The 23,263-nt window shown below is 66.3% G+C and carries 25 protein-coding genes; 11 read left to right on the top strand and 14 right to left on the bottom strand.

The genetic code is table 11. The annotated features are described in order from the left end of the window. Positions 1–16: 16 nt before the first annotated feature. The 3 genes from MUU56_RS04540 to MUU56_RS04530 all read left to right on the top strand — a co-directional run bounded on the left by MUU56_RS04540 (position 17) and on the right by MUU56_RS04530 (position 1,117). Entirely contained in the window at positions 17–409 is a 393-nt protein-coding gene (locus MUU56_RS04540; protein ID WP_244766129.1) for a YybH family protein, read from the top strand. A gap of 70 nt (positions 410–479) precedes the next feature. Beyond that, on the top strand, positions 480–716 hold the full coding sequence (vapB, locus tag MUU56_RS04535; protein WP_244766128.1) for a type II toxin-antitoxin system VapB family antitoxin: 237 nt from the start codon (positions 480–482) through the stop codon (positions 714–716). Positions 717–727: 11 nt separating this feature from the next. Beyond that, positions 728–1,117: a type II toxin-antitoxin system VapC family toxin gene (locus MUU56_RS04530; RefSeq protein ID WP_244766127.1), complete on the top strand. Its 390-nt coding sequence runs from the start codon at positions 728–730 to the stop codon at positions 1,115–1,117. Positions 1,118–1,120: 3 nt separating this feature from the next. Here MUU56_RS04530 and cueR read toward each other — a convergent pair whose 3' ends face one another. From cueR to MUU56_RS04505, 5 genes are all read right to left on the bottom strand, one after another. Beyond that, positions 1,121–1,531: a Cu(I)-responsive transcriptional regulator gene (gene cueR / locus MUU56_RS04525; RefSeq protein ID WP_244766126.1), complete on the bottom strand. Its 411-nt coding sequence runs from the start codon at positions 1,529–1,531 to the stop codon at positions 1,121–1,123. After that, positions 1,528–4,008 (bottom strand): heavy metal translocating P-type ATPase, encoded by a 2,481-nt coding sequence (locus MUU56_RS04520; RefSeq protein WP_244766125.1) that lies wholly within the window; start codon positions 4,006–4,008, stop codon positions 1,528–1,530. Before MUU56_RS04520 ends, cueR begins: the two co-directional genes overlap by 4 nt. A gap of 74 nt (positions 4,009–4,082) precedes the next feature. Then, entirely contained in the window at positions 4,083–4,298 is a 216-nt protein-coding gene (locus tag MUU56_RS04515) for a heavy-metal-associated domain-containing protein (protein ID WP_244766124.1), read from the bottom strand. Positions 4,299–4,412: 114 nt separating this feature from the next. Beyond that, a complete protein-coding gene (locus MUU56_RS04510) occupies positions 4,413–5,585 on the bottom strand; it encodes an aminotransferase (RefSeq protein ID WP_244766123.1) in 1,173 nt (390 codons plus the stop codon). 16 nt (positions 5,586–5,601) lie between these two features. After that, positions 5,602–6,618 carry a LysR substrate-binding domain-containing protein gene (locus tag MUU56_RS04505; protein ID WP_244766122.1) on the bottom strand — a complete coding sequence of 339 codons (1,017 nt, stop codon included), beginning with the start codon at positions 6,616–6,618 and terminating at the stop codon, positions 5,602–5,604. 184 nt (positions 6,619–6,802) lie between these two features. On the opposite strand from MUU56_RS04505, the gene speB reads away from it, so the two are divergent. The 6 genes from speB to MUU56_RS04475 all read left to right on the top strand — a co-directional run bounded on the left by speB (position 6,803) and on the right by MUU56_RS04475 (position 12,617). Then, on the top strand, positions 6,803–7,855 hold the full coding sequence (speB, locus tag MUU56_RS04500; protein ID WP_244766121.1) for an agmatinase: 1,053 nt from the start codon (positions 6,803–6,805) through the stop codon (positions 7,853–7,855). 68 nt (positions 7,856–7,923) lie between these two features. Next, complete coding sequence (locus tag MUU56_RS04495) at positions 7,924–9,012, top strand: ABC transporter substrate-binding protein (protein WP_280530940.1); 1,089 nt, start codon at positions 7,924–7,926, stop codon at positions 9,010–9,012. A 78-nt stretch (positions 9,013–9,090) separates the two neighbouring features. Next, positions 9,091–10,125, top strand: coding sequence for an ABC transporter ATP-binding protein (locus MUU56_RS04490; RefSeq protein WP_244766120.1), 1,035 nt, complete (start codon positions 9,091–9,093; stop codon positions 10,123–10,125). Continuing rightward, positions 10,122–10,976: an ABC transporter permease gene (locus tag MUU56_RS04485; RefSeq protein WP_244766119.1), complete on the top strand. Its 855-nt coding sequence runs from the start codon at positions 10,122–10,124 to the stop codon at positions 10,974–10,976. The genes MUU56_RS04490 and MUU56_RS04485 overlap by 4 nt, the downstream gene beginning before the upstream one ends. Continuing rightward, the gene (locus MUU56_RS04480; protein WP_244766118.1) at positions 10,973–11,770 is read left to right on the top strand and encodes an ABC transporter permease; all 798 of its coding nucleotides are present in this window, start codon (positions 10,973–10,975) and stop codon (positions 11,768–11,770) included. The genes MUU56_RS04485 and MUU56_RS04480 overlap by 4 nt, the downstream gene beginning before the upstream one ends. A 64-nt stretch (positions 11,771–11,834) precedes the next feature. After that, complete coding sequence (locus MUU56_RS04475) at positions 11,835–12,617, top strand: carbon-nitrogen hydrolase family protein (protein WP_244766117.1); 783 nt, start codon at positions 11,835–11,837, stop codon at positions 12,615–12,617. A 164-nt stretch (positions 12,618–12,781) separates the two neighbouring features. On the opposite strand, the gene MUU56_RS04470 is transcribed toward MUU56_RS04475, so the two are convergent. The 7 genes from MUU56_RS04470 to MUU56_RS04440 all read right to left on the bottom strand — a co-directional run bounded on the left by MUU56_RS04470 (position 12,782) and on the right by MUU56_RS04440 (position 20,694). Beyond that, on the bottom strand, positions 12,782–13,066 hold the full coding sequence (locus MUU56_RS04470) for a GIY-YIG nuclease family protein (protein WP_244766116.1): 285 nt from the start codon (positions 13,064–13,066) through the stop codon (positions 12,782–12,784). 778 nt (positions 13,067–13,844) lie between these two features. Then, on the bottom strand, positions 13,845–15,515 hold the full coding sequence (locus tag MUU56_RS04465) for an amidohydrolase (RefSeq protein WP_244766115.1): 1,671 nt from the start codon (positions 15,513–15,515) through the stop codon (positions 13,845–13,847). Positions 15,516–15,535: 20 nt separating this feature from the next. Beyond that, entirely contained in the window at positions 15,536–16,717 is a 1,182-nt protein-coding gene (locus MUU56_RS04460; RefSeq protein WP_244766114.1) for a serine hydrolase domain-containing protein, read from the bottom strand. A gap of 78 nt (positions 16,718–16,795) precedes the next feature. Then, positions 16,796–17,836 (bottom strand): ABC transporter substrate-binding protein, encoded by a 1,041-nt coding sequence (locus tag MUU56_RS04455; protein ID WP_244766113.1) that lies wholly within the window; start codon positions 17,834–17,836, stop codon positions 16,796–16,798. 35 nt (positions 17,837–17,871) lie between these two features. Further along, on the bottom strand, positions 17,872–18,675 hold the full coding sequence (locus tag MUU56_RS04450; RefSeq protein WP_244766112.1) for an ABC transporter permease: 804 nt from the start codon (positions 18,673–18,675) through the stop codon (positions 17,872–17,874). Continuing rightward, positions 18,668–19,591 carry an ABC transporter permease gene (locus MUU56_RS04445; protein WP_244766111.1) on the bottom strand — a complete coding sequence of 308 codons (924 nt, stop codon included), beginning with the start codon at positions 19,589–19,591 and terminating at the stop codon, positions 18,668–18,670. Before MUU56_RS04445 ends, MUU56_RS04450 begins: the two co-directional genes overlap by 8 nt. Positions 19,592–19,593: 2 nt before the next feature. After that, on the bottom strand, positions 19,594–20,694 hold the full coding sequence (locus tag MUU56_RS04440) for an ABC transporter ATP-binding protein (protein ID WP_398431545.1): 1,101 nt from the start codon (positions 20,692–20,694) through the stop codon (positions 19,594–19,596). A 257-nt stretch (positions 20,695–20,951) separates the two neighbouring features. Here MUU56_RS04440 and MUU56_RS04435 point away from each other — a divergent pair, with 257 nt between their 5' ends. Next, positions 20,952–21,638, top strand: a complete 687-nt coding sequence (locus MUU56_RS04435; RefSeq protein WP_244766110.1) for a GntR family transcriptional regulator — start codon at positions 20,952–20,954, stop codon at positions 21,636–21,638. Between the two features lie 108 nt (positions 21,639–21,746). Further along, positions 21,747–21,914 carry a hypothetical protein gene (locus MUU56_RS04430; RefSeq protein WP_244766109.1) on the top strand — a complete coding sequence of 56 codons (168 nt, stop codon included), beginning with the start codon at positions 21,747–21,749 and terminating at the stop codon, positions 21,912–21,914. A gap of 189 nt (positions 21,915–22,103) precedes the next feature. Here MUU56_RS04430 and MUU56_RS04425 read toward each other — a convergent pair whose 3' ends face one another. Together MUU56_RS04425 and MUU56_RS04420 are read right to left on the bottom strand one after the other, a co-directional pair. Next, positions 22,104–22,310 (bottom strand): hypothetical protein, encoded by a 207-nt coding sequence (locus MUU56_RS04425; RefSeq protein ID WP_244766108.1) that lies wholly within the window; start codon positions 22,308–22,310, stop codon positions 22,104–22,106. 211 nt (positions 22,311–22,521) lie between these two features. Then, positions 22,522–23,058, bottom strand: coding sequence for an NUDIX hydrolase (locus MUU56_RS04420; RefSeq protein ID WP_244766107.1), 537 nt, complete (start codon positions 23,056–23,058; stop codon positions 22,522–22,524). Between the last annotated feature and the right edge of the window lie 205 nt (positions 23,059–23,263).

The following is a 23,263-nucleotide window of genomic DNA, read 5'->3' as shown; positions in this document are numbered from 1 at the left end:
ACAGGAAGCCTCCCGCATGACCGAACCGCAATCCGCCGTCCTTGCCGCCGCCGACGCGCTGGTCGCCGCCTTCGCGCGGCATGACCGCGCAGCCTATTTCGCCGCCTTCGCCAAGGAGGCGAGCTTCCTCTTCTATAATCTCGACCGCCGCCTCGAAAGCCGCGCCGCCTACGAGGCTGAATGGACGCTGTGGGAGGAGCGCGACGGTTTCCGCGTGCTCGCCTGCCGCTCGACGGATCGCAACGTGCAGTTCGCCGGCGACGCCGCGATCTTCACCCACGCCGTCGAGACCGACCTTTCGATCGGCGGCGAAACGGTGACGAACAACGAGCGCGAGACCATCGTCTTCTCCCGCGACCCCTCCGGCCGCTGGCTCGCCGTCCACGAGCACCTGTCGCCCGCGGCCTGATCGAACGTACACACTAAAGTATGTACAAAATGCCGCTCGGATGCTATCCTTCCGTTGAAGGAGTTGGCCCATGCACAAGACACGCGTTTTCAAGAACGGCAATTCGCAGGCGATCCGCATTCCCGCGGATCTCGCCTACGAGAGCACGGATATCGAGATGGAGATCGAGCGCCTTGGCGACGAACTGCGGATCCGCCCGGCGCGGCGCTCGCTCGCCGGTGTTCTCGAGCGTTTCGCCCGCTTCTCCCCCGATTTCCTGGCCGAAGGCCGGGGCGAGCAGGGCCAGTCGGAGCGCGACGCCCTCTGATGCCACGCTACATGCTTGACACCAACATGTGCATCTACCTGATGAAGAACCAGCCGGCGCAGGTCGCCGAACGGTTCGCGGCCTGCGCAATCGGCGATGTCGTGATGTCCGCGATCACCTATGCGGAGCTGCGCTATGGCGTCGCTCTTGCGAAAAATCCGGCGCGGGAAGCGCGCAATCTGGACGCCATCGTCGAGTTGATCCCGGTCCTGCCCTTCGACACCGCCGCGGGCATGGCCTATGGGCCGGTCCGGATGGCGACCCGGGAGCGCAAGAGCGACCACCTCGACAAACTGATCGCCGCGCAGGCGATCGCCGCCGATGCCGTGCTGGTCACCAACAATGTGCGCGACTTTGCCGCCTATCCCGGCCTCAGGATCGAGAACTGGCTCGAACCCTGATCCTCAGCAACATTTCTCCTCGGCCATGCCGGTCGCAAGCTGTTCGAGGATCGGGCAGTCCGGCCGGTCGTCGCCGTGGCAATGGGCGGAGAGGTGTTCCAGCGTGTGCACCATCTCCTGCAGCAGGCGCATCTTCTCCTTCATCTCCGCGACATGCTCGCTGGCGATGCGCTTGACGTCGCCGGAGGCGCGTGCGCGGTCCTGCCAGAGCGCCAGGAGGTCGCGGATCTGGGCGATGGAAAAGCCGAGATCGCGCGCCCGGCGGATGAAGGAGAGCGTCGAGAGGTCCTTCGGGCCATAGACGCGGTAGCCGGAGCCCGTGCGGCCGGCCGCGCGGATGAGGCCGATCTGCTCGTAGTGCCGGATCATCTTGGCGGTGACGCCCGTCGCCTCCGCCGCTTCGCCGATGTTCATGCGCGATCTCCCTTGCCGAACGCGGGACGGAAGCGCTTCAGCCGCAGCGCATTCGAGACGACGAACACGCTGGAAAGCGCCATGGCGCCGGCAGCGAGCGCCGGCGAAAGCTGGATGCCGAAGGCCGGATAGAGCAGGCCCGCGGCAACCGGAATGAGCGCGACATTGTAGCCGAAGGCCCAGAACAGGTTTTCGCGGATGTTGCGCATCGTCGCGCGCGAGATCGCGATGCCCGCCGCGACCCCGCGCATGTCGCCGGCCATCAGCACCACGTCGGCGCTTTCGATGGCGACATCCGTGCCCGTGCCGATCGCGATGCCCGTGTCGGCCGCGGCAAGGGCCGGCGCGTCGTTGATGCCGTCGCCGACGAAGGCGACCTTCCTGCCGCCGTCGGCCGAAAGCGCGCGCACGGCCGCCACCTTGCCGTCCGGCAGCACCTCGGCCATCACCCGGTCGATGCCGAGCTTTTCCGCCACGGCCTCGGCCGTGCGGCGGCTGTCGCCGGTGATCATCGCCACCTCGATGCCGAGCTGCTTCAGCGCGGCGATCGCCGCCTTCGTCGTCGGCTTGACCGGGTCGGTGACGGCGAAGAGCGCGGCCAGCCTGCCGTCGATGGCAGCGTAGAGCGGCGAGGCGCCGTCGGCGGCCAGCCGCTCGGCATGGGCGGCGAAGGGGGTGACGTCGAGCCCGAGCGAGCGCATGAAGCCGACGGAGCCCGCCTCCACCGTGCGGCCGGAGACCGTGGCGGAGATGCCCTGGCCGGAAATCGCCACGAAGCCGCTGGCCGCCGCAAGGTCGATGCCCTCGACCATCGCCCCCTCATGGATGGCCGCGGCGATGGGATGCTCCGAATGCACCTCCGCGGCCGCGACCAGGGCCAGCACCTCCTCGCGGACGAACCCGTCCGCCGGCACGATCTCCGTCAGCGTCGGATGGCCGAGCGTCAGCGTGCCGGTCTTGTCGACGGCGACGATGTCGGTGCCTTCGAGCGTCTGCAAGGCCGTGCCCTGGCGGAAGAGCACGCCGAGTTCGGCGGCACGTCCCGTGCCGGTGATGATGGAGGTTGGCGTCGCGAGCCCCATGGCGCAGGGGCAGGCGATGATCAGAACAGCGACGGCATTGACCAGCGCATGGGCGAGAACGGGGCTCGGGCCGAGGGCGAGCCAGAGGCCGAAGGTCAGGAGCGCGATGGCCATGACGGCCGGCACGAACCATTGCGTCACGCGGTCGACGAGCGCCTGGATCGGCAGTTTCGCCGCCTGCGCATCCTCGACCATGCGGATGATCTGCGAGAGCACCGTATCGGCACCGACGCGGGTGGCGCGGAAGGTCAGCGAACCGGTCGTGTTGACCGTGCCGCCGGTCACCGTGTCGCCGGTCGTGCGGGCGACGGGCATCGGCTCGCCGGTGATCATGGATTCGTCGATATAGGACAGGCCCTCCGTCACCTCGCCGTCGACCGGCACCTTCTCGCCCGGCCGCACCAGCACGATATCGCCGGGAACGACGTCCCCCAGCGGCACGTCCTCGGCCTTGCCGTCGCGCAGCACGCGCGCCGACGTGGCGCGCAGCCCTGCAAGGTGCCGGATGGCCTCGCCCGTGCGCCCCTTGGCCCGCGCTTCCAGATAGCGGCCGGCGAGGATGAGGGTCACGATGACGGCGGCGGCCTCGAAATAGACATTGGCCGTGCCGCCCGGCAGGAGGCCGGGGGCGAAGGTCGCGGCGGTGGAAAAGCTCCAGGCGGCGGCGGTGCCGATGACGACGAGCGAGTTCATGTCCGGCGCCAGGCGCAGGAGGCTCGGAATGCCCTTGCCGAAGAAGCGCAGCCCCGGCCCGGCAAGCACCAGCGTCGCCAGCACGAACTGGATGACGCGGCTCGTCTGCATGCCGAGCGTTTCGTGGATAGTGTGGCCGAAGGCGGGAATGGCGTGCGCGCCCATCTCCATGACGAAGAGCGGCGCCGTCAGGAGCGCGGCGATCACGAGGTCGCGCCGCAGGATTTTCGCCTCGGCGGCCCGGCGGTCTTCCTCCGCGGGCGTTTCGGCCGTTTCGCGCACCGCCTTGTAGCCCGCCCGGTCGATGGCGGCGGCAAGGTCCTCGAAGGCGACGGCCCCCTTGAGGAACCGGACGCGGACGCGCTCCTGCGCAAGGTTCGCCGTCGCCTCGACGACGCCCGGGACAGCCTTCAGCGCCCGTTCCACCCGGCCGATGCAGGAGGCGCAGGTCATGCCCTCGACGGGGAATTCCAGCACCTCTTCCGAAACGCCGTATCCCGCCTTGCGCACCGCCTCGGCCACCGCGGCCGCATCCGGCGGGCCGGTGAAGGTTACGTCGGCCTTCTCCGTCGCAAGGTTGACGGCGGCGCCGGACACGCCCGGCACCTTCTCGATGGCCTTTTCGACCCGGCGCACGCAGGACGCGCACGTCATGTCCGAGATGGAAAGCTTGATCGTCTGCCGGTCTGCCGTGGTGAGCATGGTGCACCTTTCATCCTATGTCGGACAGATCGTGCACCTTCCCATCATGTCAAGGTCAAGCGGCTTTTTGTCGCTCAGGCGGCATCGACCGGCGAATAGCCTTCCGCCGCGATGAGGGCGGCGACGGCGGCCCGGTCGCCGGCATTTTCCACCGAAACGCGCCTTGCACCGAGGTCGATCTCGACCTTGGCGGCCGGATAGGCCGCAAGGACGGCGCCGGTGATCGTCCGGACGCAGTGACCGCAGGTCATGTCCGAAACGGTGAAGGCGAGGGGGGTATTGTCATTCATGAAGGGTCTCCCGATTTGCCTTCGCATGCTGGGACGTTCCCACATGGCAAGGTCAAGCCGCATTTTTTGCGGGCGGTGCTCAACCTTAAAGGGGCGAAAGAGCGGGCCGCTCCTTCAATCCAGGGCGAATCGCGCCAGGCGGTCCTTCAGCAAGGCGATCGTCGCCACATCCGCATTGGCGAAGGCGAAGCGGAGATATCCGTCCTGCCCTGCGCCGAAATAGCTTCCGGGCAGGCAGAGGATGCCGGCCTCCTTGGCAAGCTTCTCCGCCACGCGGGCGGAAGGCGTATCGCCGAAGGGATGGCCGATGAAGGCGAAATAGGCGCCGACCGCGCCGACGCGCCAGGCCGGGACCGCGGCCATCGTGGAAAGCAGCCCCTCGACCCGCCGGGCGATTTCCCGGCGGTTCTCCTCGCGCCAGCCTGCCAGAAGCGGCAGGGCCGTGGCGACGGCGGCCTGGGCGGAGCGCGGCGGGCAGATCTGCAGGTTGTCCATGATCTTCGCCACCTGCTCGACCACGCCGGCACCCGCCGTGATCGCACCGAGGCGATGGCCGGGAATGCAGAAGGATTTCGAGAAGCTGTAGAGGCCGATCAGCGTGTCTTCCCAGCCCGGCCGGTCGAACAGGGCGTGCGGCCGCCCGGCGCCCAACGGCAGGAAGTCGCGATAGGTCTCGTCGAGGATGAGCCAGATGCCGCGCGCGGCACAGAGGTCGTAGATCTTCGCCAGCAGGTCCGCCGGATAGACCGCGCCGGTCGGGTTGTTCGGCGAGACGAGCGCGACGGCGCGCACGTCCGGCGTGATGGCGGAAGCCAGCGCCTCGACATCGGGCAGGAACCCGTTGGCGGGATCGCAGGCGGCAAACCGGGTCTTGATGCCCAGCATGGCGAGCGTCGTTTCCTGGTTGAAATAGTAGGGATCGGTCATCAGCACGGCATCGCCCGCGCCGGCGACCGCCATGGCCGCACAGATGAAGGCCTGGTTGCAGCCGGCGGTGACATGGATGTTGCCGGCGGTGATCGCGGCGCCGTAGGTTTCCGCCACATGCTGCGCATAGGCCTTCCGCAGGCTGTCCTCGCCCTCGATCGGCCCATAGCCCGTATAGGCGCGCGAGGCGGCATATTCGCCGAGCAGGCGCAGCATGTCGGGATGCGGCGGATAGCCGGGCACGGCCTGCGACAGGTCGATCATCGGGCCGCTGCGGCCGTCATAGGCATTGCCCCAGGCGAAGACGGACGGGATCGGCGGGGCGGCGAGGGTTTCGACGAGCGGGTTGAAGCGGGGCATGGTCTTTCCGTAGAGGTCAGGCGCGGGTCTTGCGCTGGGGGTTGGAGGCGGGGCGGCGCTTGGCCGGAGCCGCGATCGGGTGATGGAGGTCCGCCGCGCGGCCGCCACGGCCGCGCAGGATCATGCGGGCGGAGGTCTGCGGCTCGGGCAGGCTCTCCTCGAGCGAGGCGAAGAGCCAGTCGATGAACACCTTGACGATCGGCGCCTGGCGCACCGACTGCCGGCAGGCGACATAGAAGGCGTCGTTCGCCGGTACCGTCAGGTCGAAGGGCACGACGAGTTCGCCGCGGGCGATCAGGTTGCTGGCGGTGATCGTGTCGCCGAGGGCGACGCCCTGGCCGTGCAGCGCCGCCTCGGTGGAAAGGCGGGCATCGCTCATGAAATGCTGGCGCCCGCGCACCACGTCGACCGCATCCGCCGCCGCCAGCCAGGTGCTCCATTCGCGCCCGTCGTCGCCGTGGAATAGCGTGTGGTCGGAAAGGTCGCGCACCGAGCGCAACGGCCGGCTGTTGAGCAGGGTGGGGCTGGCGATGGGAAAGAGCTTGAGGTGCGACCAGAGCCGTGTCCAGCAGTCCGGCCAGTTGCCGTCGCCGTAAAGCACGCTGACATCCGTATCGAGCGAACGCAGATTGTCCGGATCGTTGGAGGCGATCAGCGTGACGCGCACGCCGGGAAACTGGTCGGTGAAGGTGTTGAGGCGCGGGATGAGCCAGAGCGAAAGCAAGGCCGGCACGCAGGTGACGGTGAGGTCGCCGCAGGTCTCCGGCTGCTTCATCAGGGCTGTCGCCGCGGCGATCTCGCCGAAGGCGTTGGTGACGGCCGGCAGCAGCAGCGCCCCCTGCGGCGTCAGCTTCAGCCGCTTGCCGCCGCGCTCGAAAAGGGCGGTGCCGAGCGAATCCTCCAGCGCCCGGATCTGGTGGCTGACCGCGCCATGGGTGACGTTCAGTTCCCGCGCGGCAGCCGAAACCGCGCCCCGGCGGGCGGTCGCCTCGAAGGCGCGGAGCGGATTGAGCGGCGGCAGGCGCGAGGCCATGGGGAGCGGTTCCGGTATGTGAGTTTTTCTCACGCAAACTGCTATAACAATGTCAATTGCTTTTCCAGTCGTTTTGTTACGATACTATGAAGAACGAGGGCAAAGCCCCGGGGGAACATCATTTGGCTCGCATCTGCTCCGGCCCCCCGGTCTGCCCGCATTTCCGAAAGGTGAGGTAGAGACCATGGCCGACAGCAAACTCGACGAACTCAAGGCAAAATACGGCGCAAGCCACGGCGGCGAACTGTTCGACCCCGCCTTCCGCAAGGTTGCCGACAAGATCTTCACCAAGAGCGGTTCGCGCCTTGCGCCCTATGCCGGCGTGCCGACCTTCCTCTCCGCGCCCTACATGCCGGTCGATGCGGAGAACCCGGATTTCGGCAACCTCCAGGTCGCCATCACCGGCGTGCCGATGGATCTCGGCGTCACCAACCGCCCCGGCTCGCGCTTCGGGCCGCGCGCCATGCGCGCCATCGAGCGCATCGGCCCCTACAACCATGTCCTCGACTGCGCCCCGGTGCAGGAGCTGCGCGTGGCCGATATCGGTGACGTGCCCTTCCAGAGCCGCTACCGCCTCGAACTCAGCCATGACGACATCGAGAAGCGCTTCAACCAGATCGTCGATGCCGGCGTGATCCCGCTCGCCGTCGGCGGCGACCACTCGATCACCCATCCGATCATGAAGGCCGTCGGGAAGAAGCAGCCGGTCGGCATGATCCATATCGACGCCCATTGCGACACGGGCGGCGCCTTCGACCAGACGAAGTTCCACCATGGCGGCCCGTTCCGCAACGCCGTGCTCGACGGCGTGCTCGACCCGACGCGCACGATCCAGATCGGCATCCGCGGCTCGTCGGAATATCTCTGGGAGTTCTCCTACGAATCCGGCATGACCGTCATCCATGCCGAAGAGGTGAGCGGCCTCGGCATCCCGGCCATCATCGAGAAGGCGAAGGAAATCGTCGGCGACGGGCCGACCTATCTCTCCTTCGACATCGACAGCCTCGACCCGAGCTTTGCGCCCGGCACCGGCACGCCGGAGATCGGCGGCCTGACGAGCCGCGAGGTGCTGGAGCTGATCCGCGGCCTCAAGGGCATCAACCTCGTCGGCGGCGACGTCGTGGAGGTCGCCCCGCAATACGACGCGACGACCAACACCGCCCATGCCGGCGCGCAGGTGCTGTTCGAAATTCTGAGCCTGATGGTTTTCAGCCCTTCCGTGGCCCGGACCGCCTGACATACAATAGCAACAACGGGAACGCACCGGCCCGATCGATCGGCCGGCCTAACAGGAGAAAGATGACGATGCGTGACATCCTCAAGACCAATGTCAGCCGCCGCGCGGTGCTGGGCGCCGGCGTCGCCGGCGCCTCGCTGCTCGCCATGCCGGCCGTGCTGCGCGCCCAGGACAAGTCGCTGAAGGTCGGCGTCTACGGCGGCTACTTCAAGGATTCCTTCGACAAGAACATCTTCGCCGATTTCACCAAGGAAACGGGCATCGCCATCGAATCGGTCGCCGAGCCGACCGGCGAGGCCTGGCTCGTGCAGCTCGAACAGGCCGCCAAGGCGGGCCAGGCGCCGGCCGACGTCTCGATGATGTCGCAGGTCGCCATGCTGAAGGGCCAGTCGACCGAGCTCTGGGCCGCCCTCGACACGGCCAAGATCCCGAACGCGACGAACCTCATCGACCATTTCGTCAACAAGTATCCGGATGGCCGCGTCGCCGGCATCGGCGCCGTCGCGTGGTACATCACGCTCGTCACCAACACGGACGTCTACAAGGAAGCCCCGACCTCCTGGAACGCGCTGTGGGATCCGGCGAACGCCGACAAGCTCGGCCTGCTCGCGCTCGTCTCCAACTCCTTCTTGCTCGAAGTGACGGCCAAGACCCATTTCGGCGGCACCAACGCGCTCGACACCGAGGAAGGCCTCGTCAAGGCCTTCGAGAAGCTCGCCGAGGTCAAGCCGAACGTGCGCCTGTGGTATCGCGACGAAGCGCAGTTCGAGCAGTCGCTGAAGTCGGGCGAGATTCCTATGGGCCAGTATTACCACGACGTGACGGGCCTTGCCGCCGCCGATGGCCAGCCGGTCCGCTCCACCTTCCCGCAGGAAGGCGGCATCATGGATTCCGGCTGCTGGGCGCTGTCGCGCGCCTCGGAAAAGGTCGAGGAAGCCCATACCTTCATCAACTACATGTGCCAACCGCAGATCCAGTCGCTGCTCTCGCGCAAGGTCGGCACCGCCCCGACCGTCAAGCGCGACCTTCTCGACCTGACGGCCGAGGAATTCGCCGCGGTCTCCTCGGACATCGATCCGATCATCCCGCGCTACGACCTCTACACATCCAAGTCCGACTGGCTGAACCAGAAGTGGACGGAGATGATCGCCGGCTGAGCCGCGCCGTCCACAATTCGACCGGCCGGCTGAAGCATCAGCCGGCCGGCCCCAAACCGTAAGCCGAGCGGAGCCCCAATGTCCGGATTGACCCTCCAGAATATCGTCAAGCAGTTCGGCACCTTCACCGCCGTCAGGAATGTCGAGCTGACCGTGCCGCACGGCACCTTCGTCTGCCTCCTCGGCCCCTCCGGCTGCGGCAAGACGACCTTGATGCGCATGGTGGCCGGCCTCGACCTTCCGACCAGCGGCGCGATCAGGCTCGACGGCAAGGACATCACCAATGTTCCCACCCACAAGCGCGATCTCGGCATGGTCTTCCAGTCGCTGGCGCTCTTCCCGCACCTGACGGTCGGCGAGAACATCGCCTATTCGCTGCGCATCCGCGGCATCGGCAAGGAGGCGCAGAAGAAGCGCGTCGACGAGCTGCTCGCGATGATCCACCTTGCGGGCTACGCCGACCGGCCGGTCGCAAAGCTCTCCGGCGGCCAGCGCCAGCGCGTCGCCATCGCCCGCGCGCTCGCCATCTCGCCGAAACTCTTCCTGCTCGACGAACCGCTTTCCGCGCTCGATGCGAAGCTGCGCGAGGCCATGCAGGTGGAGCTGCGCCAGCTCCAGCAGCGCCTCGGCATCACCACCATCGTCGTCACCCACGACCAGCGCGAGGCGATGACCATGGCCGACACGGTCGTCGTGATGAACGGCGGCGAGATCCGCCAGGCCGCCCCGCCGGTGGAGATCTACCGCCGTCCGGCCGACACCTTCGTCGCCGATTTCATCGGCATGACGAACCTCATCGATTTTTCCGCGGATGGCACCGGCGCCAGCGTGCTCGGCGCCTCGATCCCCGGTCTTGCCATCCCGGCGGGCCTTGAATCCGGCATCATCTCGGTGCGCCCGGAGGACGTGCACCTCACCGCGCCCGGCAATGCGCCGATCTCCGGCACCGTCACCTTCGTGCGCGATCTCGGCGGCACGATCGAGACCTTCGTGGAAGCGGCCGGCAAGCAGGTCGTCGCCGTCTCCATGCCGAATGCGCGGCCGGATGTCGCCGTCGGCCAGACCGTCGGTCTGAAGCTCAACCCGGCCGATTGCGTGGTGCTGAAGTCATGAGACGCGAGGCCCCGCAGAAGTTCTCCGACTACGGCCCGCTGTTCTTCCCCGCGGGCATGCTGATCGTCTTCTTCGTCGTGCCCTTCGCGACGATGATCGCCGTCTCCTTCTTCCGCCGCGATCCGGCGGGCTTCTATTCGCCCGATTTCGTCTTCGACAACTATGCCCGCTTCCTGAGCCTGTTCTTCGGCAAGGTGCTCGGCTTCTCGCTGTTCCTGGCGGTGATGGTCGCCATCTGCTGCGTCGTGCTCGCCGTGCCCTTCACCTATCTCCTCTCGCGCGCCAAGCGGAAGACCCAGGTGCTCTGGCTGGTGGCGCTGCTGTCCATCCTGTCGCTGTCGGAAGTCATCATCGGCTTTGCCTGGTCGACGCTGTTCTCGCGCACCGCCGGCATTACCAATCTCCTCGTCATGCTCGGCATCATGAACGAGGCGGTGGCGCTCAATCCGAGCTTCGGCGCGGTGCTGACGGCCATGGTCTACCAGGCGCTGCCCTATACGGTGCTGGTGCTCTATCCCGCCCTCGTGCGGCTCGACCCCACCCTGACGGAGGCCGCGCGCACGCTCGGCGCCTCGCCGATGAAATCCTTCTTCACCGTCGTCGTGCCGGCACTGCGCAACACCATCGTCGCCACGCTGATCATGGTCTTCATCTTCGCGCTCGGCTCCTACCTGCTGCCGCAGATCCTCGGCCGGCCGCAGCACTGGACGCTCTCGGTGCTGATCACCGACCAGGCGATCTACCAGTCAAACATGCCGTTCGCCGCCGCCATGGCCGTGTTCCTGGTGCTCGTCACGCTCGGCCTCGTCGCACTCACCGTCTATGCCGGCCGCAAGGGAGAAGCCGCATGAACGCGCTGCTGCAGAAGGTCTATTTCGGCCTCGTCGGCCTCTTCCTCTCGCTGCCGATCATCGTGGTCGCCGGCGTCTCGGTCAACGAGAAGCAAACGCTGGCCTTCCCGCCGCAGGGCTTTTCGCTCGGCTGGTACGGCGAGATCTTCACCAACAGCGAATGGCGCAGCGCCCTCTTCGCCTCGATCACGCTGGCCGCCCTCTCGGCGGCGGTGGCGCTTCTCATCGCCCTGCCGCTCGCCTGGTTTCTCTGGCGGCGCCATGCCCCCTGGGCGAACATCTTCCAGCTGCTCGGCATCGCGCCCTTCACGCTGCCGCCGGTCATCACGGCACTTGGCCTGCTCACCTTCTGGGCGACGACCGGCTTCTACGGCCAGCCGGCGACCGCGGTGATCAGCCATGCGATCTTCTTCGTGACGCTGCCGCTGGTGACGCTGTCGCTCGGCTTCTCTTCCATCGACCGCTCGCTGGTGGAAGCGGCCGCGACGATGGGCGCCGACGACCGTACGATCTTCCGCACGGTGGTCCTGCCGCTGATCCTGCCCTATCTGATCTCCGGCTATGCCTTCGCCTTCGTCCTGTCGCTCAACGAATATATCGTGGCCTACATGACGATCGGCTTCACGATGGAGACGCTGCCGATCAAAATCTTCAACGCCTTGCGCTACGGCTATACGCCGACCATGGCCTCGGTCACGATCCTCTTCGTCGCCATCGCCGCCACCATCTTCGGCCTCGTCGCGCGCTTCGGCGACCTGCCGAAGCTGCTCGGCGCCATGTCGTCGCGGGATTAGCAGCCGGTCCGGCGAAGGTGTACTATAGCCGAGCGGAACGGCACAGAAGCAGACAGGAGCCCGCATGCGGATCGCCGCCCTTCAGATGCACGCCATTGCCGGCGACGGCGAGGCCAATATCGAGCGCATCGCGGCGGCGGCCGCGGATGCGGCGGCGGGTGGCGCCAAGCTGCTCGTCGTGCCGGAGCTCGCCGTCACCGGCTACGGGGCAGGGGAGGCGGCCTTCGCCCGGCTGGCCTCGCCTGCGACGGGCGACGTGGCAAGGCGGCTCGGCGCCATCGCGCGGGACAACGGGCTGGCCATCGTCACGGGCTTTGCCGAACAGGAAGGAGCGCATGTCTACAACAGCGCGCTCTTCACCGATGGCATCGGCACCAATGCCGTCTATCGCAAGTCCCATCTCTATGGCGAGTATGAGCGCGGCGTCTTCCGCCCGGCCGCGCCGGCCTCCGTCATGGTGGAGCTCGGCGGCATCCGGCTCGGCATGCTGATCTGCTACGACGTCGAGTTTCCCGAGAACGTGCGGCGGCTCGCGCTGGCCGGCGCCGATCTCGTCATCGTGCCCACGGCGCTGCCGAAGGGCTCGTCCGGCACCTTCATCGCTAGCCACATGATCCAGGTGCGCGCCTTCGAGAACCAGGTCTTCGTCGCCTACATCAACCATTGCGGCGCCGACGACCGTTTCACCTATGCCGGCCTGTCGCGCATCGCGGCGCCCGACGGCAAGCTGCTCGCCGAAGCTTCGGCAGAGGGCGAAACCCTGCTCTTCGCGGAAATCCGCCCCGAGGATTACGCGAAGTCGCGGTCGGAAAACACCTATCTCGTGGATCTCGCCCGGCAGGGTTGACGGTGCCCGAGTGGATCCTCGGGTCAAGCCCGAGGATGACAACGGAAGAGAGGTTTAAGGCTGAAACGAGGGTGCCGAATGCCGCGCCATCAATGGCTGGGGCAACCTCTCCTCCCCACCGTCATCCTCGGGCTCGACCCGAGGATCCACCTTCACGGCACGCCTCACCAAAGTTCCAGGTACAAATCCCGCCAATCCGGATTCATCGCCTCGATCAATTCGACTTTCCATTGCCGATACCAGCGTTTCAGCGATTTCTCCCGCTGAATGGCCGTGCCGATGCTGTCATGCTCTTCATACCAGACCAGGCGAACGCAATCATATTTCGAGGAGAATCCAGGCGTGACCTTCTCCCGGTGTTCATGAATGCGCCGTTCAAGGTCGGCCGTCACGCCGATATAGAGCGTGCCGTTCCTTTGGTTTGTGACGATATAGACATATCCCGTCATACGGGAAATGTCGGCGATTATGGATCCTCGGGTCAAGCCCGAGGATGACGAAAGAAGAGAGGATTAGGGCTGAAGCAAGGGAGCCGGATGCCGCACCGGCCAAGGGGCTGGCAACCTCTCCTCCTCTCCGTCATCCTCGGGCTTGACCCGAGGACCCACGCCCCACCGCACGTCCTCGCCGCCAAAAAACACGTCCCGCATTTTCCCCACCCCTCAACCCCGTGCCTACAATCTCCCATCCCGCCGCGGATACACCGCAAGGCGTTGCGGCGAGGCGGGGTCGGCGCGGGGCGTGAGGGGGCGACGCACACCTTGACGCACCGGGCGCGCGGAAAATGGTCTCCCTCCGGCGAAACGGGGGAAATGGCGGGGCGTCGGGCCGGACCGCCGTTTTGCCCCGATCACGTCGCCGGGCGTGCCTGTGCGGCACACAACATGGCGGCTGCACCATGCGGCGTCCGGGGGCTTCCCCCGCTCGCATGGCGCAGTGGAAGACGGTGCCGACCGGCAGTCGTGGCTGCGGCACCGTGATCCTGAGGGCGTGCATGACCCTTTCTTCGGAAGGGCGCGCCACCGTTCCCACGCACCCCGCCATCGCAGAGAGGCCGAAGTCGCGGGCAAAAACCGCCGAACGGGGCGCTGGACGGTGCCGCATACAAACATTCAGTCGAGGCAGCCTCCAGCGCCACGTCCGAATGCTCTTTGACAAAGCCACGGGCGGAAATTCCGCCGCGTGGGCCGGACCGTTGCCCTTACGGCTGCCTTGGCCCGCCCGCCGTCACGCCTGATAGGTGATGCGGCCGTCGCACATAGTCGTGACGGGCCGGATCGCGGCGAGGTTCGCACGGTCCGCGGCCTCGACATTGCCGGACAGCACGACGATATCCGCGAGATACCCCGGCTTCAGCATGCCCTTGCGGTCTTCCATGAACTCGACCCAGGCACCGTTCCTCGTATAGGCGGCCAACGTCTCGGCAAGCGAAAGCCGCTGGTCCTTCAGGCCCTCCTTCCACAGGCCGCGCGTCATGGCGCATTCGATGCAGTGCATCGGATCGAGCGGGGAGACCGGCCAGTCCGTGGCGAAGACGATCTCAGCCCCGGCATCGACCAGCGTGCGCCAGGCAAAGGCATAGGGCCAGCGGTCCTCGCCGATATAGGAGAGGTAGGGCTCGACCGGCAGGCCGGCGCTGCCCGGCGGATGGGTCGGCTGCATCGAGGCGACGGTGCCCAGTTCCTTGAATCGGGGAATATCGTCGGGATGCACGACCTCGATATGCTCGATGCGGTTGCGGCTGTCGCGCTTGCCGTTCGCCTTGATGGCGGCCTCGTAGCCGTTCAGCACCATGCGCACCGCGCCGTCGCCGATGGCGTGCACCGCGACCGGCAGGCCGAGCCTGTCGGCGGCGATGGCGATGCTGTCGAAATGGTCCTGCGAGAACAGCGGCTCGCCCTTCCAGCCCGGCTGGTGCGCGTAGTCGTCGATGAAGACGGCAGTGCCCGATTCCGTCACGCCGTCCATGAAGAGCTTGACGAAATCGCAGCGCAGGCGGTCCGTGTTGAAACGCTCGCGCCAGGCGGCGGCCTTCGTCTCGAGGTCCGAGAGCGGCATGAAGTTCTTCATGTGGAAGGGCATGCGCACGCGCACCGGCAGGCCCACCGTGCGCTCGATCTCGTCGAGCATTTCGAGCTGGTAGAGGCTGCCGTCCATGTTCTGCAGCGAGGTGATGCCGAGCGAGGCGACATAGGCAAGGCCCCGCTTGATGACCTCGATGTCGCCCGCGCGCTCTTCCGCCGTCACGTGCTCCGGGTCGCCGCCGGTGCCGACGCCGAGCATTTCCCGCCCGCCGGTCTCGCCGAAGGCGGAAATGGGGCGGATGGCGTTGCTCTCGCGCAGCTCCCCGCTCGCAAGGCCGTCCTCGCCCATGACGATCTCGTTGCCGACGCCGACATCCCGGCCCTCCAGGATGCCGCCCATCGTGAGGGCCGTCGTGTTGGCCCAGGCCGTGTGGTGGTCGGGCGCGACGATCAGCAGCGCCCGATCCGGCAGGATGCGGTCGAGATGATGGCGCGTCATGCGCTCGTCGTCGGAGAGGATCGTGTAATCGGCCTGCTGCGCGATGAGGAGCCGGCGCTCGGGATATTCGGCCGCATAGGCCTTCACCGCCTTCTCCAGCGCGTCAAACCCCTTGACGCCGGCCAGCGACAGTTCGCTGAGTTCGGCCGAACCGCCGAAGATGTGCATATGCGCTTCGTTGAAGCCGGGCAGCACCGTGCCGCCCCCGGCGTCGATCACATGGGTGTCGGGTCCGGAAAAGGCGTCGATCTCGGCTTCCGGGCCGACGGCCAGGATGCGGTTTCCGGCAATGGCAACCGCGTTCGCCCGCGGGTTCGCCGCGTCCATCGTCAGCACCCGCGCGTTGCGGATGATGAAGCTCGCTTCCGTCTGCATGGCGTGTCCTCGAATCGCGTTCAGATTGCCCGGCGGCAGAGCGCCCGGAAGAAGGTGAAGATGTCCTGGTTCTCCTCGTCGCCCAGCGGTTCCGGCTGGGAGGAGAGCTTGACGATGACGGTCTCGGTGCTCGGATCGACATAGAGCCACTGGCCATGGATGCCGATCGCGCAGAAGGCGCCGTCGGCCTCGCCCGACTGGTACCATTGGCTGCGGTAGCGCCCGTTCGGCAGGTCGACATTGCGGCCCTCTCGCCAGGCTTCCCGGTCGCCGTTCTCCTGCATGTCGCGGATCCAGCCTTCCGGCACGATCTGCCGGCCGTTGCGCACGCCGTGGTTCCGCAGCAGTTCGCCGAGGCGGGCAAGGTCGCGCGCCGTCATGGAGACGCCGCCCGCGGTGCGCGGCGTGCCGATCGCGTCCACCGTGATATCGGCATTGCCCTTCGCACCCATCGGCTTCCAGAGGAGATCGGAGGCGAGGTCGGAAAAACGCGCGCGCGTGACGCGTTCGATGACGACGCCGAGCAGGTCGGCATTCGGCGAGGCATAGTAGAACGGCCCGCCATGCGGCCGCTCGGCCTTCTGCAGGGTGATGAGGAAAGAGGCGAGCGTCTCCGGCGCGATGTTCGGTTCCGGCGGGTTCCACAGCATGGCGCGGCGATAGCGCGCGAAGGCGCCGTGCGGGTCGAGATAGGCTTCCTCGAAATCGAGGCTGACGCGCATGTCGAGCACGTCGCGATAGGTGCAGTCGCCATAGACGCTGCCCTTGGCCTCCGGCAGATAGTCCGTCACCGGGCGGTCGGGATCGATCAGCCCCTCGGCCTCCAAAATGCCGGAGACGACGGCCGTCAACGACTTCGAGATGGAGAAGACGAGATGCGGCGCATCCGGGTCGGCATGGGGAGCATAATATTCCGCGACGATCTCGCCCCGGCGCATCATCACGAAGGCGTCCGTATGGGCGAAGTCGAGGAAGGCGCGGGCGCTCGGGGCGCCTGCAAGGCCGGTCTCCATCGCCGCATCGAGAAAGGCGTCGCTGGCGAGCGGCACTTCGGCGGCCGGCACCCCGGCCGCGATCACCGCCGTCGGCACGAGATCGCGGACATTCTGGAAGGTCCAGCGGCTATAGGGCGCGGTGCGCCAGTTGGCGAGCGTGATATCCGCACGGGCAAAGCCGTGCCTGTCCTTGAACGTCTTGATCATGGCATATCCGACCGAAGCGCGGGAAGGCGCCAGGTCCTCCCGCGTACGGCCGTCCTCGTTTCCTTGCGGCCTTGCCGCTTACTTCTGCAGTTCGGTCCAGATCCTGGTATAGAGCTGCTGCACGTCCGGCTCGCAGCTTGCGAGGAACTCGCCCGCGGGCTGGAATTCAGCCGGCACGACCAGTTCCGGCGCATCCTGCATTTCCGCCTGCAGGAACTTTTCCGAACCCTTGATGCCGTTGGAATACTTGGCGAAGGCGGAGATCAGGGCCGCATTCTCCGGATCCATGATGAAGTTCATGAACAGCTTGGCGTTCTCGGCGTTCTTCGCGTCCTTGAGGAGCGCGACGCTGTCCATGAAGTAGGGGAAACCCTCCTTCGGGTAGCCGAACTTGATGTCCGCGTTCTTGATGCGCGAGCGCATGATGGCGCCGTTCCAGTAGTAGACGGCGGCATAGTCGCCGGCCGGCAGCTTCTCCGTCACGCTGTAGTCCATGGCGAGCCATTTGGTCTTCGCCTCGACGAGCTTGTCGCGGACCTTGCGCAGGACGTCCTTGTCCGTCGTGCACCAGTCACCGCCGAAATACTTGATCGTGGCGAAGAGGACGTCGTTCATCTCCGGCGCCACGTTGATCTTGCCGGCCAGTTCCTCCGGCGGATCGAGGAAGATCGCCGAGGTGTTGATGTCGCCCTTGTAGACCGAGGTGTTGACGCCGATGCCGGTCAGGCCCCACTGCCACGGAACGGTGTAGTGACGGCCCGGATCCCACGGCACGTCGACCCAGCGCTCGTCGACATTCTTGAAGTTCTCCATCTGGTCCGGCCGGGCTTCCTGCAGCAGGCCTTCCTTGATCCAGATCTGCACGTAGTTCGCCGAGGGCACGACGACATCGAAACCGTGGCCGCCGGCGCGGACCTTGGCGAGCGCCGTGTCGTTCGAATCGTAGTCGGTGACCGTGACCTTGACGTCGAACTTCTCCTCGAACTTCTTGATCAGTTCCGGATTCGTGTAGTCGCCCCAGTTGTAGATGTTGAGCTGGCCGGCCGCCGAAGCGGCATTCGCCGCGAACAGCATGGCAATCGCCGCCGTCGCTGTCGTCGTCATCCAATTCGTTTTCATTCTCTGTTCCTCTCTGTCGTTGTTCGTCGAGATGATCACTGTTTTTTCCGGTTGATGAAGAAGAAAACCACGACGAGCGCCGTCGAAAGCGCCAGGAAGACCGTGGCGATGGCATTGATCTCGGGTGTCGTCTCGCGCCGGAGCTGTCCCAGCATATAGGTCGGCAGGGTGTCCTGTCCGCCGGATTTCACGAATTCCGTGATGACGACGTCATCCAGCGAGATGACGAAAGCCAGCATGAAGCCGGCGATGACCGCCGGGCGCAGCAGGGGCAGGGTCACGTGCCGGAAGGTCTGCCAGCGCGTGGCGTAGAGGTCGGCCGCCGCCCGTTCCAGCGTCAGGTCCATGCTCTCCAGCCGGGCGCGGATGGGCAGGTAGGCGAAGGGGATGCAGAAGGCGGTGTGCGCGACGACCAGGTAGCCGAGGCCCGAATAGCCGGTCCAGACCTTGATGCGCGAGAAGACGATGAGCAGCGCCACGGCCGTGACGATCTCCGGCACCATGAGCGGCTGGTTGATCAGCGCATATTTGAAGGTAAGGCCGCGATAGGGCGTCGTGCGTGTCGTCGCAAGGGCCGCCATGGTGGCGGCGATCGTGGCGAGGAAGGCCGCCCAGATCGCGATGATCAGCGACCGGATGGCCGCGTCCTGAACGGCCGCGTTCTGCCAGGCCGCAACGAACCAGCGCGCGGAGAACCCATCCCAGCGCGACAGGGATTCCGCGCCGTTGAAGGAGTAGATGACCAGCGCGGCGATCGGCAGGTAGAGCGCGAAGAAGGTGAAGAGGGTGATGAACCCGAAGCCGGGCTGCGAGCGGATGTCGAAATGCGACTTAAACATGGCTCGAACCTCCGCGCGAGGCATTGCGCACGTAGAAGATCAGCGCGACCATCACCAGGGCCATCAGGGTGATCGACATGGCGGCGCCGAGCGGCCAGTTGCGGCCCGATCCGAACTGCATCTCGATGAGGTTGCCGAGCATCATGTTCTTGCCGCCGCCAAGCACGCGCGGAATGACATAGGCGCCGAGCGACGGGATGAAGACGAGGATGGAGCCGGCGATGATGCCGGGCTTGACCAGCGGGATCACGATGCGGCGCAGGACCTGCAGGCGGCTCGCATAGAGATCGTATCCCGCCTCCACCAGCCGGAAGTCGAGCTTCTCGATCGAGGCATAGAGCGGCAGCACCATGAGCGGCAGGTAGACATAGGTCATGCCGAGCAGGTTGGCCGTGTCCGTATACATGATCTGCAGGGGCGAATCGATCACGCCGAGCCAGATCAGGGCATTGTTCAGGAGGCCCTCGTTGCGGATGACCTGCTGCATGGCGAAGGTGCGGATGAGGAGGTTGGTCCAGAACGGGATCGTGACGAGGAAGACCCAGATCTCGCGGGTGTGCGGCGGACGCGTCGCGATGAAGTAGGCGGTCGGAAAACCGAGGATCAGGGTGAGGAGCGTCGTGAAGAACGACAGCTGGAGCGAGCGCCAGATGATCGACAGATGCGCATCCGCAAGGCCGAGCGTGTCGTCGAATATGTCGCGCTGGAAGAAGACCGAGACCCAGCCCTCGAGCGAGAACTCCCCGAACCTGACGTCGCCGTAGTCGCCCTTCGCCATGAAGGAGTAGAGCAGCATCACGAGCAGCGGGCCGACGGCCGCAAAGAAGATGATGAGCAGGGCCGGCGCGCTGAGCAGCCAGCGAGAGCGGATATCCTGTTTCTGCGCCGCCAGAGCGGCTTCCTGTGCGCCGCTCATCGTCAGTCCCTCAGGATCTGGGCGACGTCGTCGCTGAGGTTGATGCCGACCGCTTCATCCTTGGAAAAGCCGCAGGACCCGCTGCGGGCATTCTGCTGGCGCACGGTGAAGGTCGTGCCGTCCTCGAGGCGGATGTGGAAATGCGTGTCCGTGCCGAGATAGACGATCTCGCGGATGATGCCGCGCAGCACCGAGGCGGGCGAGGGGGCTCCGACCTGGGCATGTTCGGGACGGATGACGACCGTCACCTTGCCGCCCGGCGTCACGTCCGCCGGGAAGGTCGCCGGGATCTCCGCGCCGGAGGAGAGCCGCACGCGCGCCCGGTCGCCGGAAACCGCGACGACCTCGGCCTCCAGAAAATTCGTCTCGCCGATGAAGTCGGCCACGAAACGCTCGGCCGGGCGGTCGTAGATGTCCCAGGGCGAGCCCACCTGGCGCACCGTGCCCGTCGACATGACGGCGATGCGGTCGGACATGGTGAGCGCTTCCTCCTGGTCGTGCGTGACGAAGACGAAGGTGATGCCGGTTTCGGTCTGGAGGCGCTTCAGCTCCATCTGCATGGACTTGCGCAATTTCAGGTCGAGCGCGGAAAGCGGCTCGTCGAGCAGGAGCACCTTCGGCCGCGGCGCCAGTGCCCTGGCGAGCGCCACGCGCTGCTGCTGGCCGCCGGAAAGCTGCGTGACCGGGTTGCCGCCGCGTCCTTCCAGATGAACAAGCTTCAGCATGTCATTGACGACGCTGTCGATTTCCGACCGGGGCTTGCCGAGCATCTTGAGGCCGAAGCCGATGTTCTCGGCCACCGTCAGGTGCGGGAAGAGGGCGTAGTTCTGGAAGACCGTGTTGACCGGCCGCTGGTTCGGCAGAAGGCTGGAAATGTCCACCCCGTCGAGCAGGACCTGCCCTTCGGTCGGCAGCTCGAAGCCGGCGATCATGCGCAGGAGCGTGGTCTTGCCGCAGCCGGACGGGCCGAGAAGGGTGAAGAACTCGTTCGACCGGATATCCAGCGTCACGTCGTCGACGGCCTGGAAATTGCCGAACCATTTCTTGATGCCATGCATGCCGATGGCGCCGCCATGGGCCGCGGTCGTTCGGGTCTCAGTCATCGGTTCCCCGTTTATCGTCCGGCGTCCCGAGCTTCCTCCGCCCAGAGCGCCGGCTGTCCTCTGTCCGGCCGCTGATCACGGCTCTTATGTGATAGGCTTGACTTGCTTATGATCACAACAAATCATAATTTGATCAAATCTGTAAAGGGCCATTTTGAGCTTTGCGACTTTATCCGCCCTGCGTGCAAGGGCCGCAAAATTCAGCCCGGAGACGATAAGCCGGCATAGACCGGGTCGACAGACGGGAGGGTTTCAGCATGCTGGTTGCAGCCGGTCGCGAAGCGTCCGAATCCGCCAAGCAATGGGTCTACCGCGTGCTGCGGCGGGCCGTGATGACGGGCCAGTTCGAACCGGGCGATCCGGTGACGATCAACGGGTTGGCCGAAACCCTCGGCGTCAGCGCCATGCCGGTGCGCGAGGCGCTGCACAGGCTGGTCGCCGACGGGGCGCTGGAACTGCTCGACAATCGCCGCGTCCGCGTGCCGGATCTCGACCCGCAGCGCTTCGAGGAGGTGCTGGAGGCGCGGATCGCGCTCGAAACCCGCGCCGCCGAACGCGCCATGCCCTTCATCGACGAGGCACGGCTCGCCCGCCTCCGCGCCTTCGACCAGCAGGCCGACGAGGCGCTGGCGCGGCGCGATTTCGGCCGCCTCGTAGAGGCGAATTTCGACTTCCACCGCTGCCTCTACGAGGCACGGCCCGGCACGGTGATGCTGCCGCTGATCGAATCCCTCTGGCTGCGCCTTGCCCCCTTCATGCGCCGGGCGGGCGAGACCCTGTCGACCACCTACCAGATCGACCGCCACGCCGAGGCGCTCGCCGCCATCGTCGCGCGCAACCCCGAGGCGCTCAAGGCCGCGATCGCCGCGGACATCCGCGACGGCACGGGCCATCTCGGCCACAAGCATTTCGAGCAGATGGGCGTCGGGGGAAGGGCGGTGTGACCCCGCCGGACAACCCCATCCATGATCTTCCTCGGGGGCGCTTGCCGAAAGGGGCAAATCGCCGGTAAAGCTCTCGGCGACCGCCACGCCTGCGCACCGGAGGATGCCATGAACGAGAACAATGTTCTGAAATTCGAACGCCGGAAGCCGCAGCAGGACGACAAGAACAAGCCGCAGGCACCGCCACCGAAGAAGGGCCTGATCTGGATCGCCGTCCTCGTCGTGGTTGCGCTCGTGTGGGCCTACTACCAGTTCATCGCCCCGCAGTCCGTCTAGCATTTCCGCTTTTTTCCACTCGGCCGCGCCATTCTCGATCCCGCCCGGCAGCATATGGAAGTTGCATAAGCTGAATTATGGAACCATCGGCGCATATCCTTAGCCTCCGCGGCAACATGACCGGACGCTTGAGGAAGAGAGGCGGCGAACGATGCCGCCAAGGCAATCGTTCGCTGCCCCCTCATGCCGCTAGAAGCTGGCGCCGACCAGCTTTTCCGTCAGCGCATTGCGATCCTCGATGGATTGCAGGCGCACCGTCAGGGCCGTGCTCTTCACCGGAACCTGCGGCGGCAGGGAGAAGGCGATGCCCGGCAGGTTCTCGGCCGCCCATTGCTTGAAACGGGGCAGCTTGTTCGGGCCACTGATGGGAAATGTATGGCTGTATCGAAAGCGCATGTCTGGCTCTTTCCGAATAGGAGCAGGCGGCGGCGCAGGGATGCGGCCGGCCTTGCTCGACAGGTTTTCATCATGGGTCGGGAGGCGATATCCTGGCGCCGCTCTTGCATTCGCAGTCAGCAGCGCCAGGCCGTCAGCAGTCGGCGGCGGTCCTGCGCAAAGGACGTCGCGCAACGCGGCGGGCCGGGCGTGGCGAAACCATCGCGCTACCTCACCGTCCACCGGCCCGCGGTTCGCAGGGCGAATCTTTCCGCCCGCCAAACGAGCCGAACGGCCGCAGCGCCTCCGGCGCGCCATCGAGCGTCCTCACGAAGGCGGCAAGCTCCGCGTCGCCGAGCCGGTCGGCCGCCGCGGCGAGGGAGAACCAGCGGCGCTGCCTTTGCCCCTTCTCGCGCCAATGGCTCAGCGTGCCGCGCACCTTCATGCCGAACACCGGGACGTGGCAGGGAACTTCCGAGCCGTCGTCCAGCGCCTTCATGTAGCGGTAGAAGGTCACGGGCGAAGGCGAGATATCGCCGATGACGCCGGCCTCCTCGAAGGCCTCCCGGGACGCCGCGGCGACCGCCGAACGCCCCCGCATCGGCCATCCCTTGGGCACGATCCATCGCCCTCGCCTGCGCGAGGTGATGAGCAATATCTTCGGCTCGCCGTCGCGCCGAAGGCGCCAGGGAAGCACCCCGACCTGCTGCAATTCGTCGGGACCGCCGGCCTGCGCGGCAGGGGCGCCGGTGCACGTTGCGCCGCTCATCATCCCCTCCCCCCGCCGGGCCGCAAGAACGCTGCCGTGCGGCGGACGCCGGAGGCGGCACGCACGAGAACGGGCGCCCTGCACCAGGGGCAGCGGCTGGCCGCGCGCGGGAGATGCCGGTCGCAGGTGAGGCAGATTCTGGGGGAATGAGGCAAGGACATGGATATGCTCCATCGGAACGCCGCAAGGGCGAGACGACATGAAC

The sequence above is a fragment of the Shinella yambaruensis genome, assembly GCF_022899355.1.
Taxonomy (GTDB): Bacteria; Pseudomonadota; Alphaproteobacteria; order Rhizobiales; family Rhizobiaceae; genus Shinella; species Shinella yambaruensis.
Note: the sequence above shows the minus strand (reverse complement) of the source record. Positions and strands in the feature narration are given on the sequence as shown.